We start from the raw sequence: 15,045 nt of genomic DNA, 5'->3' as shown, positions 1-15,045 counted from the left end.
GCCGCCGCGGACGCGCTGCCGCCCGCGCCGGTCAGCAGTGTTCCCGCGCCCAGGGCGCCGGAGAGTGTCACGAATTGACGCCGACGCATGTCGCTCGTCTTGGCGGTGTCCTTCACAGGTGCGCGCTCCGATGGTCGCCGACCGCTGGTCCGCTCACAACGTAGGGGGTGGTCCGGCCTTTTCCCGGCAGTCAGGCGGGGGCGCGGCAGGTATTACGCCGGACGGCGGGGCCGGCCCCCGTGGGGCGTGCCCGCGGCCGCCGCCCTGACCGCGACCGTCACCCGGTGAGGGGCTCGCTACCGCTTGAGGTAGGCCAGGACCGCCAGCACGCGGCGGTTGTCGTCCACGGACGGTTCGATCCGCAGCTTGGTGAAGATGGCCGCGGTGTGCTTGGCGACCGCGCTCTCGCTGATGAACAGGGCCTGAGCCACGGCCGCGTTGGAGCGGCCTTCGGCCATGAGGCCCAGTACGTCCAGCTCACGCGGTGTCAGCTCAGCCGTGGTCCCGCGGGCGTCGCTGCGTGCCAGCAGCCGTGCGATGACCTGCGGGTCCATGACCGTACCGCCCGTGGCAACGGTGCGTACCGCGTCGACGAACTGGGTGGTGTGGGTGATCCGGTCCTTGAGGAGGTAGCCGATGGCACCCTGGCCCCCGGCGAGCAGTTCGTGGGCGTAGAGCTGGTCGACGTACTGGGAGAGTACGAGGACCGGCAGCGCGGGCCGGATCCGTCGTGCGGCCAGGGCTGCCTGGAGGCCTTCGTCGGTGAAGGTGGGTGGCAGCCGGATGTCCACCACGGCGACGTCGGGGGCGTCTTCGAGGAGGCTTCTGAGGAGGGCGGGACCGTTGTCGACGGCGGCGACGACCTCGAAGCCGTGGTCCTGGAGGGTGCGGGTCAGCCCGTCCCGGAGGAGGAAGAGGTCTTCGGCAAGGACGACGCGCACGGTATCTCCAGGGTCGCGGTGGTCGGGCCGCCCCGCGGGCTGTGCAGGACGAGGGTTCCGTCGAAGGGTTCCAGGCGGCGACGCAGCCCCCGCAGTCCGCTCCCCTCCGGGTCCGCGCCGCCGCGGCCCTGGTCGGCGACCGTGACGCGCAGGAGGCCGTCCGCATGGCTCAGGCGGATGCGGACCTCGGGGGCGCCGGAGTGCTTGGCGGCGTTGGCGAGCAGCTCCGCGACGGCGAAGTAGCCGGCGGACTCGACCGGGGCCGGGAGCCGGCCGGGCAGGGCCGCCTCCACGTGCACGTCGAGATGGCTGTCGAGGGCCAGCGAGCGCACCGCGTCGCCGAGGCCGCGGTCGGCGAGTACGGGCGGCAGTACGCCGTGGACCAGCTCGCGCAGGTCCTGGAGGGCCCGCTGCGAGGTGGCCCGTACCTCGTGCAGCAGGGCGCGGGCGGCCAGCGGGTCGTGGTCGAGCAGGCGGGTGGCCTCGTCGAGGGTCATGCCCAGGGAGACCAGCCGGGCCTGCGCCCCGTCGTGCAGGTCCCGTTCGATGCGCCGCAGTTCGGCGGCCTGCACGTCGAGGACGTCGGCTCGGGAACCGGTCAGGTGCTCGATACGGCGGACGAGTTCGGTGGTGTACGGGGCGGCCAGCAGCCGGCCGCTCCAGCGTGCGTGCAGCCGCAGGGCCACAGGGGCCAGTCGCAGCCCCGCGGCCGCGAACCCGAGGCCGAGCACGAGCGCGGCGAGCATCGCCGGCGTGGAGTCGACCAGGACGAAGCCGTACCAGTTCCCGTCGCCCAGTAGCCGCCAGACGAAGGGCTGGACGGCCGCGCCGAAGAGCCCGTACTCGACGAGGGCCAGCGGCACGGCGGCGAGCAGCGCGCCCGTCCAGGGTTCCGCCCAGGCCCAGCGCAGGTCGTGCCAGAATCCGGCGTCGCCGAGGAGCGCGAGGGCCTGTCGGCGGCGGCCGGCCGGGCCGCCCTCGGGTGGGGTGGGCGGGGGTGGCAGCGGTCGGGGCGGGCTGATGACCGTTCCGGTCCAGCGGGCGGCCCAGTCGCGGTAGCGGTCGGACATGTGGCGCAGGGTCGTCGCCGCGGGCGGGAGCAGGAGGAGACCGACGCCGACGGGCAGGAGCAGCAGGGCCCCGATCACGAGGCCGCCGGCCCCGGCCACGGCGAGCGCGGCCAGGGACAGCAGCTGGCAGCGGCCGATGTCGGCCAGCGCTCGTCCGATGCGGGGCCGCTTGCCCCCGTACCCCGCCATGCCCACCTGTCGTCCTGTCATGTCAGCGCACGTCGGGCGCTGTTGCGACGGTGATGGTATCCGGCGCCGCGTGCGCCCCGCGGCGGGCGGTGGCGATCCACGGAAGCGCCGCGAGCAGGGCGGCGGCTCCGAGGAACAGCATCGGCGCCGTCCTCGCCGCCGTCTCGTCCGTCACGTACAGCATGCCGAGGTTGATCAGGGTGTGGAAGCCGCCCGCGAGCAGCAGCCGGTTGCTCCGTACGCCGTCCAGGGCCAGGCCGAGGATCACGGACATGGAGGTGGTGGCCAGCAGGAACCCGGCCGCATGGGCCGGTGCCTGTGTGAAGACCGGTACGTGCCAGAGGCCCCAGAGCAGCCCGACCGTGGCGGAGGCGGTGATCGGGCCGAAGCGGGTGCGCAGGAGCGGCTGGAGGTAGCAGCGCCATCCGATCTCCTCGGCGCATGCCCCGATGAGCTGGGCGGTCACGACCAGGGCGAGGGGGTGGGCCAGGGCCCGGGGGCTGGTAACGGGGAGCGAGCCGGAGGCCAGCAGGCCGCCGCACGCGCACAGGGCGACGATCAGGGCGGGAGTGAGCAGGAGGGCCGCTGCCCGGCGGGGGTGGGCTCCGGTACGGGTGTGGGTACGGGTACGTGTTCGGCCGGGCAGGGTGCCTGTGAGCCGGTCCCTGATCCGGCCCGGCCACAGGAGCGCCGCGGCGGCCACGGCGGCGGCGGGCCCGAGCTGGGTCAGTTGCACCACCTCGGGCGGTATACCGGTCGCGGGCTGGACGGCTCCGCACATCCCGGCGGCCACGAACGCGACCGCGAGGAACACGCCCGCTTGCGCCGCCCACCCCGTAGGCGGTGTCCGCCGCTGCTCCTGCTTGTGTTCCGGCATGCTGCCCGGCCTCCCCGTAGCTCGCTCAGGCGTGCCCGTCACGCCCTCCTTCGACTCTGCCGGTGGGGATCTGGCCGGTCCTTGCACGTGGATGCCGAAGGGGGGTGTACCCAGGTACACCCCCTGCTTCAGCGGCGCTTGCGCAGACGACCCTCCAGTGAGCGACCGCCGCGCCCCCGGCGTCCCCGCCCCAGTCGTCGGAGCCTGGCCGATGCCCGGGCCACGGCCGGCTGACCACGTGGACTACCGGCCGGGCAGATGCGATTCTTCAGCCATGACGACGAGACAGCGAAGCCAGGCCGAGCGGGACGCGATCCCTGTGGAGATCGGTTATGCGCTGCTGAGCGCATGCTTCCTCGGCGTCCTGGTGTTCGCGACGATCGCGGGGCCGACCGCCGTCTGGGACCTTCCTGCCGGGATGGAGAACTTCCTCCGCGTTGCAGGGCTTTGGGTCGCCGGAGGCCTGGCGGTGATCCGTGTGGTTCATGTCCTCTGGCGCTATGGACAGCGCGGCTGAGGTCTGTCGTCAAAGGTCGTCGCAGGGGCGCCCGCGGCCCGCGCTGCCGGCCGCGGCGCAGGCCGACCGGCGGGAGGGGGTGGCGCGGTGCCGCGCCGGTCGCGCCACCCCCGGGGGTCACTTCGTCTGGTAGACGCCGAAGACGTCGAGCACCAGGTCGGCGTCCTCGTGGCCCTGGTTCCAGAAGGTGATGACGCCGTGGTCGCCGTCGCTCGCCTGGACCAGGTTGGGGACGGTGTCGCCGGTCGTCCAGTTGAGGGTGGAGGAGCCGGGGCGCGGTCCGGCGGGTGTGGCGGGCTCGCCGTCCGCCGGCAGCGCGTAGGGGCTCGGGGCGACCGAGAGGAATCCGGTGCCGCGGGTCTCGGTGACAGTGGCGTTCAGCACGTAGGCCTCGACACCCGCCGCCGCCTCGGGCGTGAAGCCCTGCGTGATGAACTCCCGGGCCCGGAACCTGCCGCCGGGCCAGCCGTACGCCTCCTCGCGGGTGTCGAGCGTACGGAAGGGGGCGAAGGGCAGAAAGGCGGCCTTGCTGTCCGGGCTGTAGTAGCCGACGACGTCGACCACCACGTGGGTCGGGGACCAGGCCCCGTTGAAGACCTTGATCGTGCCGTCCTCGGCCACGGGCACGATCACCGCGTTGGCCACGGTCTGTCCGGGTACGAAGTTCACGTTCGACGCCGTCGGGACCGGCCCGGTGCCGGAGAAGGCGGTCATGTGGCCGGGCCCCTCGGGTTCGGTCACGGTGACGTTCAACGCCACGGCCGTGACGTTCTGGGGCACGCCCTGCCGGCCGCCGATCGGGGTGGTGAACGTGCTGCGGGCGGCGAGCTTGCCGTGGGCGGTGCCGCGGCCCTCACGGGTGTCGACGAAGCGGGCGGGCGTCATCGAGGTGTAGCCGCTCGCCGAGGCCCGGGTGAAGTAGCCGGTGACGTCGGCGATCAGGTCGACCGGGTGCCAGCCGCCGTTGAAGAGCTCCACGTACCCGTCCTCACCGACAGGCACGATCACCATGTTCGGGACGGACCGGCCGGCCGTGTAGTTCAGGTTCGAGGTGTCCGGGCGGTCGTAGCCGGCTCCGGGCCACACGGTCACGTGGCCGCTGTCGACGGTCTCCGTGGCGGTGACGTTGAGGGCCACGGCGGTGGCGCCCGCCGGGACGGAGGCGTTGCCGGCCACCTTGACGCGGGTGGAGCCCTGCCCGGGGACCTTGCCGGCCACGGCTCCGGTGCCGTTGCGGGTGTCGAGGAGCCGGGTCGGGGTGTGCGGGGTGAAGTCGGCGCCGGGGGTGAGGAAGGCACCGCCGTTGGTGGCCTGGACGGCGTTGACGGCGTCGGTCACCTTGACCTGCACCTGGTACTCGCCGGACTTCTCGTACGTGTGTGAGTGGTGCAGTTCGTGGTTGCCCTGGGCGGTGGCCGTGTCGCTCTTCCCGTCGCCCCAGTCGATGACGATGTCGAGCGTGAAGTCGGCGCTCGTGATCAGGGCGGTGAGCTCGATCCCGTGGGCGGTGTAGCTGGTGCCGCTGACGTCGACGGCCAGGGCCGGGTTGGCCCCCGCGTCGAGTGCGGCCTGCTCGGTCGGCGAGGCCTGGGCGGTCGGTGCGGCCTGGGCGGCCTGAGCCTTCTGCGGTGCGGCGGACTTGGCGGTCTCCTCGGCCTTGCCCTCGGTGGCGGTGGCAGTGGCAGTGGCAGTGGGCAGGGTGGTACGGATCGTGCGAGCCGCGGGGCTGTGGAAGCCCTCGGACGTGGATGCCTCGGCGATCGCCTCGGCCACGCCGGCCGCGACAGGTACGGGATCAGCCGCCGCCTGCGCGATGCCCGGGATGATGCCGATTCCGGCCGCCACGAAGGCAGCGGTCATTACGAGTCGGTGGTTGCGCACCGGCCCCCCAGTTGTGGTGATGAGCGAAGAGGGGCCACCGTATGGAAGGTTCCGGCCAAGGCTCACAGGGTTCTGGCGCCATTCACCCCATAGGGGTCAACGCCTCACCTGTGTGCGGTTTGCGATCGACAGCAGGGCCTCTGGCGCTGCGTCGGGGCCGTCGGCTCGCGCCGGTGTCCGGAGCCTGGCCGGGCGCACCGCACGTCAAGCCCGACCGAGTGCCATCAACGCTGTGTGAGGCAGCGCCGGCACACCGTCCGGACCGGCGAACCCGGAGGAGCCTGCGCCCGTCCACAAGGCCGCCACCCGCGAGGGTGACGGCCCTGTGGCGCGATCCGGGACCGGTGTCAGGACTTCGCTCCGGCGCGGCGAGCGCGGCGCATACAGGCCCTAGTGTACCCGCGCCGCCCCCGGCGCGACCGGTGTGTCCGCGCGCCCTTCGGGGCCTTCGGCCGCGGTGCCGACGGGATTTGAACCCGCGAGACAGCTGGGGGCAGGTCCGCCCCGTCCCCGTCAGTCGCCGTGGGAGGGACCTCCCCCACGGCGATCGCATTGGACCGCTCTGCCACAGCACCGCAACCTGACGGGAGCACGCGCGCTCCCGCTCCGGCCAAGCCTAGGGGCGGTGTTCTCCACGGACGAATCGTTTTCCCGGACACCGGCGACTGTGGTCGACACGGGAACGGCCGTGTGCTCCACCGCACCGGGGCCATCTGCCGACAGGTGGGGCGGTCCGGCAGGTCAGCGCCTTGCCCACTCGGCCGCCTTCCTCAGTACGGCGCCTCGGCCCCGGTCCGGTACGGTCCACAGCGCTTGGCCTCGGATGCCCCAGCGCTTCAGGAGGGCGTTCGCGGCCAGGAAGCCGGTCGTGGCCGCCCGTTCCATCAGTGCGACGGGCAGGTCGGTGCGGACGCAGTCGCCGGCCACCATCAGGCCGGGATCCGGCGTGTGGACGGTGGGGCGGTCGGCGTAGCCGCCCACGGGGAACAGCGGGCAGTCCTCCCGCCATTCGTGCCGGGCGTCGACGACCGTGGCGGCGCGGGTCTCCGGGTAGACGCGGTGGAGCTGCTCGACGAGGTCCCGTTGTTCGGCGGTGCGCGCGGCGCGCGGGTCCACCGCGTAGGCGTGGAGTTCCACGACGGATCCCCCGGTACGCGCCGCCCAGCGGGCCGCCTCGTCCTCCCAGCGGTCCAGCACGCTGACGTTGTCGAGGCCGCCGAATCCGCTGGTGCCCAGGAATCCGGGGCGGTCGGGGGCGACGGGCCGGTCCAGCCACAGCCGAGTGACCAGGAAGGGCGGTGCGGGGCGCAGGCGGGCCACTCGCTGCCGCCAGGCTGCGTCGCCCAGCCGTTCCGAGCGGGCGGCCAGGGACCGCAGGCCGGTGGCGTCCAGGGCGAGGACCACGGCGTCGTACCGGTGCTCGTCGCGGCCTCCCGCGACCTCGAACCCGCCGCCGGCCGGTGTGACGTGCTCGACGGGACTGCTCGTCCGTACCTCGGCGTCGTGTCGCCCCAGGTAACCGGCCAGGGGGGCCCACAGCGCCGCCGGATAGGCCGAGCGCGGCACGTCGAACAGCAGGCCCTCGGCGGAGCCGAGGAAGTAGATGTGGAACATCAAGGCCATCTCGGCCGCCGACAGCTGTCGCGGGTCGGCGAAGAAGCTCCGTGAGAACACCTCGAACGCCAGGTGGCGTGCCTGTGCCGGGAAGCGGATGGCTTCCAGGAAGTCGTAGGCGCTGATGTCGTCGAGGCGGAGGTACACGTCGGGGACGCGGACGTCGAGCAGCGGCAGAGCGCGGGCCGGGTCCATGGCGGGCAGATCCCGCATCCGGAAGGAGGGGCTCAGCGCTGCGAAGCCGAGTGCACTCCACGGCGGGGTGCGCGGTACGCGCCGGAAGCTGTCGCGCAGCCCGTCGGCGTGCAGCAGGGGGTAGTCGGGGAGTCCCGCGAGGCGTGCCAGGGCCGGGTCGGTTCGCCGCAGCAGGCCCCGCAGGTTGTAGTACTGCCGGAAGAAGGCGTGGAAGCCGCGGCTCATCGTCACGGTGGTGCCGTCGCGCAGTCGGGTCGGCCACCCGCCCGCCCGTCCCCCGAGGTAGGGCTCGCGCTCGTACAGGGTCACCGCCACTCCCCGCTCGGCGAGGGCCGTCGCGGCGGCGAGGCCGGCGATCCCGCCGCCGACCACGGCGACCGTGTGCCGTGCGGTGGCGTGACGGGTGCCCTGGTGCGCCGGCAGGATGCGGGCTCGCCGGTCCCGGCCGCGGCGCGCGGCAGACCCGGGGTGTGCGGGGCGGATCATCGGAGGTCCTGCGCGCGTGAGGCCACGAAGGTGTGGGTGATGCCCGTCTGCCAGCCCGGCAGGGGCAGGGCGCGGACCCGGTCGAAGCCCGCCTCACCGATGCGGCCGGCGAATCGGTCGGCCTGGTCGAAGCGGACGACGCTGTGCCACAGGTGACGGTACAGCGGCCCGTCGCCCAGCAGGGTCGCGGCGGGCTGGACGATGCCGCTGCACACCAGCGTCCACACCGCCCGGTCGGCGCGGCGGCCGCTGAGGCTGTACTCGTGGACCGCGAGCCGTCCGCGCGGTCGCAGCACGGTGCGGACGGTGCGCAGGACGGCGTCGGGATCGGAGACGTTGCGGAAGAGGTAGGCGGCGAACACCGCGTCGAACGGCCCGTCCACGCCGGCCTCGGCCAGGTGCTCGGCCGGCGTGTGGACGAAGCGGACGCTGTCCGCCCAGGGCTTGGTGGCGGCCCGGGCCAGCATGCCCGCCGAGGCGTCCACGGCTGTGATGTCGGCGGCCGGGAGGACGGTGCGGATCGCGGCCGTCGAGGCTCCGGTGCCGCAGCCGAGGTCCAGTACCCGCAGCCCCTCCCCACGGCCGGGCAGGCCGAGACGGCGCACCGAGCGCCGCAGGTGGGCGTGGTAGCCGGGGTTCGCTGCCACCAGGGCGTCGTAACTGCGGGAGGCGTGGTCGAACGCGTCGGCGAGGTCCTCGTCGCGCAGCAGTGTCATGCGGTCTCCAAGACGGTCGGGGCGGGAGGAGAAGGGGGTCAGGAGGAGAAGGGGGTCGGGTGAGGGTCAGGTGAAGGCGCGGCGGGGCAGTCCGGGCAGTTCGAGGGCGGTGCGCAGCATGGGGCCGACAGGGGCGTGCCGGCCGACGGCAAGGTCCTCCAGCAGATTCGTGCGCCCGTCGAGGAAGCGCAGCAGCCGGGCCGCTGGTACGCGGGTGAACAGGCGGCAGAACAGTTCGGGCCCGTCGACGCGGCCGCTGTCCAGGGCGCGCAGGAGTACGGAGTCCATGGCGCGGGCCCGCACGGAGTGCGCGGCCGGGGGTACGGGCCTGCGGCCTTGGCGCAGCGCGGCGGCGACGGACCGGGTCTGGCGCTGGAGTCCGGCGAAGGTGTACCCGGTGGACGGGCGGGTCGCTCCGCCGGCGGCGCCGATCCGGAACACCGACGTACCGACCCGTCGTGGCATGGGGGCGTCCGTCATGGGGATCACGCCGGTTTCGGCGGCGACGATCTGCACGTCGCCGAGGGGGAGGGAGAGGACGTCTTCGGCGTAGTGCCGCAGCGCCGCCTCGTAGCCGCTCGCCGTCAGGACGCGCGGGGAGAACTCCGTGTACTCCAGGAGGGCTTCGTGGGGGCTGGTGGGCAGGACGTAGCCGAAGGAGAGTCCGGAGGCGGGCTGCGGTGTCCGGAAGTCCATCAGTTCGGCGCTCCCGGGGTCGAACGCGGGGTGGGCCGTGCGGACGAACCAGCCGTGGAAGTGCTGCAGCAGGGTGGTGCGGGCGGCCGGGAGACTGCCCAAGGGACGGGAGTCGAACACCCAGCGCGCCTCCAGCTCGGCGGCCGGGCCGCCGGGCGGGGTCATCAGCACGCGGGCCCCGGTCCCGGCGGGGATCTCCTCGACGGTGTCCACGGCCGCTTCCAGGCGCCGGACGTTGGGGCTGTGGGCGAGGTCCCGCGACACCAGGGACTCGAAGTCGTCGGAGCGGATCATCTTGTACCGCAGCGGCGTGATGTCCGCCTCGACGGCGGGACCGGTGGGCGGCCGTACCCGCAGGTGGCGCCATTGCGAGCGCACCGCCGCGTCGAAGCGGCCGCGTCCGGACTCCCAGAAGCACCAGGTGCGCGGGCCCGGGCGCAGTGGGCCGGGTGGAGCATCGATGAGGATGACGGATGGGGTGAGGGCCCCGGGCACTGCGCGCACGCCGGGCATCCCTGGCAGGTCTGCCGGGTGTCCGCTCAGCCGGTGTGCCAGCGACAGCCCGGCGGCACCCGCCCCGATCACCGCCACGTCCGCCTTCAACACGGCTGCTCCCTCCATCCGATTGCACGCACACACCACGTAGCCCTTCCTGCCCCGGCCCCGGATCGGATGCGGTCTGCACCCGCGGGTCACCTGGTCAGCCGCGTCCGCACGATGGCATTCGTGCACGAATCGGGCATCTACGCCGACCCGCATCCGTATCACGGGAAGGGACCGAAGACCCGAGACAGCGATGGAAGCCACGACGAAAGGAACCGGGATGCGCCCGATTCAGGCGAAGGACCCCTCTGCGGCCGCGCCGCCGCCCGTCCCCCGCCTGACGGCTCCCGCGGAGTCCTCACCGCGGCCGAACCGGCCGGACGAGCCGAACCGGCCGGACGAGCCGAACCGGCCGGACGAGCCGAACCGGCCGGACGAGCCGAACCGGCCGGACGAGCCGAACCGGCCGGACGAGCCAAGTCGGCCGGACGAGCCGACCTGGCCGGTCCGGCCGGACCCGGCGTACGGCACGCAGGCCCCGATCGGCGTCAGCACTCCGAGCGGCGACGCCGTCGACGCGGACGTACCCGGGGCCGTCGGACGCGCCCTGGAGCAGGTCCTCACCGACCGGCTCGCACGGGCCGGGGTGCTGGACGCCCTCTTCGCCGAGGAACTGGCCGGACGCGTCGCGCGCTTCACCCGGGAGGGCGGCAAGCGCACCCGCTCGCAGCTCCTGTGGTGGTCGATGCGCGCCTGCGGCGGAGGCGACGAGATGGCCGTCGCCGCGACCCTCCGCATCGGGGCTGCGCTCGAACTGCTCCAGACCTGCGCCCTGGTCCACGACGACCTGATGGACGGATCGGCTCTGCGCCGCGGCCGGCCGACCTTGCACACCGATCTGCGCAACCACTACGCCGGTGCCGCGCCGGCGGACCGCTCCGCCCGCTTCGGGGAGGCAGCCGCGGTCCTCGCCGGGGACCTCGCCCTCGCCTGGGCGGACGACGCCGCGGCGGAGACGCCACTCGATCCGGCTACGGCGACCACGGTGCGCAGGGTCTGGAGCGACATGCGCACCGAGATGGTGGCGGGCCAGTTCCTCGACCTCCATGGTCAGCTGACCATGTCACGCTCCCAGCCGCAGGCACTGCGCGCCGCCCACCTCAAGAGCGCCCTGTACTCGGTCCAGCGGCCCCTCGCGCTGGGCGCGGCCCTGGCGGGCGCGGACGGCCGCACCACGCGGGCGCTGTGCTCCGCAGGGCGCTGCGTGGGCATGGCCTTCCAGTTGCGCGACGACCTCGACGACGTCTTCGGCGACCCCCTCCGGACCGGCAAGAGCTGCGGGGACGACATCCGCAACGGAAAGCCGACCTATCTGGCCGCGTTGGCGCTGGCGCGTGCCGAGGCCACAGCCGACCGGCCGGCGATGACGGTACTCGAACGAGCGCTCGGCAATGAGGACCTGAAGCCCGCCGACCTCGACGAGGTACGCGACGTCCTGGTACGGACCGGCGCCCGGCAGGCGGTCGAGACGAAGATCGTCCGACTGTCGGCCCGGGGACTGCGCCACTTCGACGGCGCCCTCCCCGACACCGCCGCCAAGGCACGCCTGCGAAGGCTGCTGACCTCGGCGACGGCCTCCCGGGCCACCGACGGCGGCCCGCCCGATCCCGTACGTCCCACACCTGCCGGGCCGTCAGAGGGCTCCGCCGCGCCGGGGACCCGGCGGTGACGCGCACCGTGCGCGGCCGCACCGACCACGTGGTGGTCGTCGGGGCGGGTCTCGCGGGCCTGTCGGCGGCTCTCCACCTGCTGGGCGCCGGGCGCCGGGTGACCGTCGTGGAGCGGGGCGATCTGCCCGGCGGGCGGGCGGGACGCCTCGATCTGAACGGCTACCGGATCGACACCGGCCCCACCGTGCTGACCATGCCCGACCTCGCGGACGAGGCCTTCGCGGCGGTCGGCGACAGCCTGTACCGGCGGGTGGACCTGGTCCCGCTGCACCCGGCGTACCGGGCGTCGTTCGCGGACGGCAGCACCCTGGACGTCCACACCGGCGCCGAGGCGATGGCCGCGGAGGTCGAGCGGTTCGCCGGTACGGCTGAGGCGGCGGGCTACCTGCGGCTGCGAGCCTGGCTGGAGCGCGTCTACCGGGCCCAGATGCGCCGCTTCATCGACGCGAACTTCGACTCCCCCCTCGACCTGCTCACCGGGGACCTCGCCCGGCTGGCCGCGCTCGGCGGCTTCGGCCGGCTGGACCGGCGCATCGGCGGCTTCCTGAACGACGAGCGGCTGCAGCGGGTGTTCACCTTCCAGGCCCTCTACGCCGGCGTGCCACCGGCCCGGGCACTGGCCGCGTACGCCGTCATCGCGTACATGGACACGGTCGCCGGGGTGTACTTCCCGCGCGGCGGCATGCACGCCCTGCCGCAGGCCATGGCGGACGCCGCCGCCGACGCGGGCGCCGAGCTGAGGTTCGGCGAGCCGGTGACCCGGCTGGAACGCTCCGGCGAACGGATCACGGCCGTGATCACGGCGAAGGACCGCATCCCCTGCGACGCGGTCGTCCTGACCCCCGACCTGCCCGTCGCCTACCGGCTGCTCGGCCGCCGTCCCGCCCGGCCGGTGCGGCTGCGGCACTCCCCTTCCGCCGTCGTACTCCACGCGGGCACGCACCGCACCTGGCCGCTCCTGTCCCACCACACGATCTCGTTCGGCGCCGCCTGGCGCACCACGTTCGACGAACTCACCCGGCACGGCCGCCTGATGAGCGATCCGTCACTGCTCATCACCCGGCCCACGGCGACCGACCCCGCACTCGCCCCACCGGGCCGCCATCTGCACTACATCCTCGCTCCCTGCCCCAACGCCCGGATCGGGCCGGACGGCGCCGCCTGGGGCGAACTCGGCCCGCGCTACCGGGCCGACCTCCTGCGCGAGTTGGAACGGCGCGGCCTCGACGGCATCGAGGCGGCCATCGACGAGGAGTCCCTCGTCACCCCGGCGCAGTGGCTGGACCAGGGCCATGCCGCCGGAACCCCCTTCTCGGTGGCCCACACCTTCCTGCAGACGGGGCCGTTCCGGCCCCGCAACCTGGTCCGGGGCACGCAGAACGCAGTCCTCGCCGGCTGCGGCACCACCCCCGGCGTCGGCGTGCCCACCGTTCTGGTCTCGGGAAAGCTGGCGGCCGCCCGGATCACCGGCCCGGCCCGGCGTCCCTCCACCCACGCGAAGGGGGCGACCCGTTGACCGCACGCGAACTCGACGCCGCGGGCATCACCGACCCGGTACTCCGCGCCGCATACCACCGGTGCCGGGAACTCAACGCGGCGCACGGCAAGACCTACTTCCTGGCCACCCGCCTGCTCCCCGCCGAGCACCGGCCTGCCGTACACGCCTTGTACGGCTTCGCCCGGTGGGCCGACGACATCGTCGACTCGACCGACCCCGGAATCGACGACAGCCTGCGCGGGACGCGCCTGGCAGCGCTCCAGCAGCGTCTGTGCAGCGGACTTCGCCGGCCGAGCGGCGACGAACCCGTGGTATTGGCCCTCGCCGACACCGCCCGCCGATACGCCATCGACCACCGCCACTTCCACGACTTCATGACGGCGATGCGCTCCGACCTGACGGTGACGGACTACCCCACCTACGCCGACCTGCGCACCTACATGCACGGCTCGGCCGCGGTGATCGGCCTGCAGATGCTGCCGGTGCTGGGTACGGTGGTACCGCCCGAGGAGGCCGAGCCGCACGCCGCGGCCCTCGGCGTGGCCTTCCAGCTCACCAACTTCCTCCGCGACGTCGGCGAGGACCTCGACCGCGGGCGCGTCTACCTGCCGGCCGACCTGCTCGCCGCGCACGGAGCCGACCGGGAGCTGCTGCGCCGCTGCCGGGAAGCCGGCCGTCAGGACCGGCGCGTCCTGGCCGCGTTGAGGGAGTTCGAGGCACTCACCCGCAGCGTCTACGAGGACGCACGGCCCGGCGTCGCCATGCTCGACCCCGTCTCCCGGCCCTGTATCCGCACCGCCTACATCCTGTACGGGAGCATCCTCGACGCCGTCGCCCGGGACGGCTACGCCGTGCTCCACCGCCGCGCCGTCGTACCCGGGCGCAAGCGTGCCGCCGTCGCGGCCGAGGGACTGGTCCGGCTGGCCGCGGCCCGGCTGCGCCACCGCGTGCGGTCCGCCGAGGCGCGCACGCCCGTGCCCCCGGCTCCCGCCGCTCCCCCGGCTCCCCCGGCCGACCCGAACCGACCGGTCTCGAAGGAGGTCGCGTGAATCCGCAACCGTCGGCACGCAGGTCCCGGCTCCCCCTCTCGCTGCGCCGCGAGCCCGTTGCGTGGGACCGGCAAAGGCCGACCTGGCGCGACGCGAGGCCGAGCCTCATCGCCGGGGCGCTGAAGCGGGCGCAGGCCCGGCCGTCGGGGAACTGGTACGTGGTGGGGGCGACCGCCGGCCTGTGCCCTGACCGGCCCCTGGCCCGCACGGTGGCCGACCGCGAGGTGGTCGTCTGGCGCGGCGGCGACGGGCGGCTCCACGCGGGGCCCGGTATCTGTCCGCACCTCGGAGCGCCCCTCGCGGACAGCCCCGTCCGGTGCGGGACACTGGTGTGCCACTGGCACGGACTCGCTCTGGACGGATCCGCGTTCGCGGGCTGGGAGCCACTGCCCGCCTTCGACGACGGCGTCCTCCTCTGGGTGCGTCTCGACGAGACCGGCGGGGAGGCGCCGCTGGACGCCCCCGTCGTACCGGACCGCCCGGCCCCGGCCCGCGGGCTGACGGCCGTGTACGAAGCCACCGGGCTCTGCGAACCCGAGGACGTCATCGCCAACCGGCTGGACCCCTGGCACGGGGCCTGGCTCCACCCCTACTCGTTCGTGGACCTGTCCGTGGTCGAGTCACCCGACGCGGACGACCTCCTGGACCACCTTGAGGTCGAGGTCTCCTTCAAGGTCGCCGGCCGGCTCGTGGTGCCGGTGCGGGCGACGTTCACCGCGCCCGGACCACGGACCGTCGTCATGCGGATCACCGAAGGTGAAGGCGCGGGCTCGACGGTGGAGACCCACGCCACCCCGCTCGGACCGGATGATCGAGGCCGTCCCCGCACTGCGGTGATCGAAGCCGTCGTAGCCGCCTCCGACCGCCCGGGCTTCGCGTTCGTACGGCGTGCCGCCCCGCTGCTGCGCCCGGTGATGCGCGCGGCGGCGGCCCGGCTGTGGCGCGACGACCTCGCCTACGCCGAACGCCGCTGGCACCTGCGCTCGACGGCCCGGTTCCCGGGCTGACTGCGCAAGGACGGGCAGCGCCTCGGCCCGCACGGC

General features: G+C 73.9%; 12 protein-coding genes and 1 tRNA gene. 5 read left to right on the top strand and 8 right to left on the bottom strand.

Going from position 1 to position 15,045, the window contains the following annotated elements:
* Positions 1-296: 296 nt before the first annotated feature.
* Genes ACFWFZ_RS03445 through ACFWFZ_RS03435 form a run of 3 tightly spaced genes read right to left on the bottom strand, consistent with a single transcriptional unit; the run spans position 297 to position 3,077 of the window.
* Positions 297-941 carry a response regulator gene (locus ACFWFZ_RS03445; RefSeq protein WP_387115873.1) on the bottom strand — a complete coding sequence of 215 codons (645 nt, stop codon included), beginning with the start codon at positions 939-941 and terminating at the stop codon, positions 297-299.
* The gene (locus tag ACFWFZ_RS03440) at positions 893-2,221 is read right to left on the bottom strand and encodes a sensor histidine kinase (RefSeq protein WP_387115870.1); all 1,329 of its coding nucleotides are present in this window, start codon (positions 2,219-2,221) and stop codon (positions 893-895) included. The genes ACFWFZ_RS03445 and ACFWFZ_RS03440 overlap by 49 nt, the downstream gene beginning before the upstream one ends.
* A gap of 1 nt (position 2,222) precedes the next feature.
* Positions 2,223-3,077, bottom strand: a complete 855-nt coding sequence (locus tag ACFWFZ_RS03435) for a CPBP family intramembrane glutamic endopeptidase (protein WP_387115867.1) — start codon at positions 3,075-3,077, stop codon at positions 2,223-2,225.
* 274 nt (positions 3,078-3,351) lie between these two features.
* On the opposite strand from ACFWFZ_RS03435, the gene ACFWFZ_RS03430 reads away from it, so the two are divergent.
* Complete coding sequence (locus ACFWFZ_RS03430; protein WP_387115864.1) at positions 3,352-3,594, top strand: DUF6332 family protein; 243 nt, start codon at positions 3,352-3,354, stop codon at positions 3,592-3,594.
* A 117-nt stretch (positions 3,595-3,711) separates the two neighbouring features.
* Here the strand turns inward: ACFWFZ_RS03430 and ACFWFZ_RS03425 are convergent, their stop codons facing one another.
* The 5 genes from ACFWFZ_RS03425 to ACFWFZ_RS03405 form a co-directional block, all read right to left on the bottom strand.
* Complete coding sequence (locus tag ACFWFZ_RS03425; RefSeq protein ID WP_387115860.1) at positions 3,712-5,454, bottom strand: PKD domain-containing protein; 1,743 nt, start codon at positions 5,452-5,454, stop codon at positions 3,712-3,714.
* Positions 5,455-5,930: 476 nt separating this feature from the next.
* Positions 5,931-6,050 (bottom strand) — tRNA-Gly (locus tag ACFWFZ_RS03420).
* Between the two features lie 166 nt (positions 6,051-6,216).
* Entirely contained in the window at positions 6,217-7,770 is a 1,554-nt protein-coding gene (locus tag ACFWFZ_RS03415) for an FAD-dependent oxidoreductase (RefSeq protein ID WP_387115857.1), read from the bottom strand.
* On the bottom strand, positions 7,767-8,486 hold the full coding sequence (locus ACFWFZ_RS03410) for a class I SAM-dependent methyltransferase (protein WP_387115854.1): 720 nt from the start codon (positions 8,484-8,486) through the stop codon (positions 7,767-7,769). Before ACFWFZ_RS03410 ends, ACFWFZ_RS03415 begins: the two co-directional genes overlap by 4 nt.
* 66 nt (positions 8,487-8,552) lie before the next feature.
* Complete coding sequence (locus ACFWFZ_RS03405; protein WP_387115851.1) at positions 8,553-9,788, bottom strand: lycopene cyclase family protein; 1,236 nt, start codon at positions 9,786-9,788, stop codon at positions 8,553-8,555.
* A gap of 217 nt (positions 9,789-10,005) precedes the next feature.
* Here ACFWFZ_RS03405 and ACFWFZ_RS03400 point away from each other — a divergent pair, with 217 nt between their 5' ends.
* From ACFWFZ_RS03400 to ACFWFZ_RS03385, 4 genes are read left to right on the top strand one after another with little or no spacing between them, the layout of a single operon-like run.
* Complete coding sequence (locus ACFWFZ_RS03400) at positions 10,006-11,454, top strand: polyprenyl synthetase family protein (protein WP_387115848.1); 1,449 nt, start codon at positions 10,006-10,008, stop codon at positions 11,452-11,454.
* On the top strand, positions 11,451-12,971 hold the full coding sequence (gene crtI / locus ACFWFZ_RS03395) for a phytoene desaturase family protein (RefSeq protein ID WP_387115845.1): 1,521 nt from the start codon (positions 11,451-11,453) through the stop codon (positions 12,969-12,971). The genes ACFWFZ_RS03400 and crtI overlap by 4 nt, the downstream gene beginning before the upstream one ends.
* On the top strand, positions 12,968-14,002 hold the full coding sequence (locus tag ACFWFZ_RS03390; protein WP_387115843.1) for a phytoene/squalene synthase family protein: 1,035 nt from the start codon (positions 12,968-12,970) through the stop codon (positions 14,000-14,002). The genes crtI and ACFWFZ_RS03390 overlap by 4 nt, the downstream gene beginning before the upstream one ends.
* The gene (locus ACFWFZ_RS03385) at positions 13,999-15,009 is read left to right on the top strand and encodes a DUF5914 domain-containing protein (protein WP_387115840.1); all 1,011 of its coding nucleotides are present in this window, start codon (positions 13,999-14,001) and stop codon (positions 15,007-15,009) included. Before ACFWFZ_RS03390 ends, ACFWFZ_RS03385 begins: the two co-directional genes overlap by 4 nt.
* The last annotated feature ends 36 nt before the right edge of the window (positions 15,010-15,045 follow it).

This window comes from Streptomyces sp. NPDC060232, from assembly GCF_042726555.1.
Taxonomy (GTDB): domain Bacteria; phylum Actinomycetota; class Actinomycetes; order Streptomycetales; family Streptomycetaceae; genus Streptomyces.
Note: the sequence above shows the minus strand (reverse complement) of the source record. Positions and strands in the feature narration are given on the sequence as shown.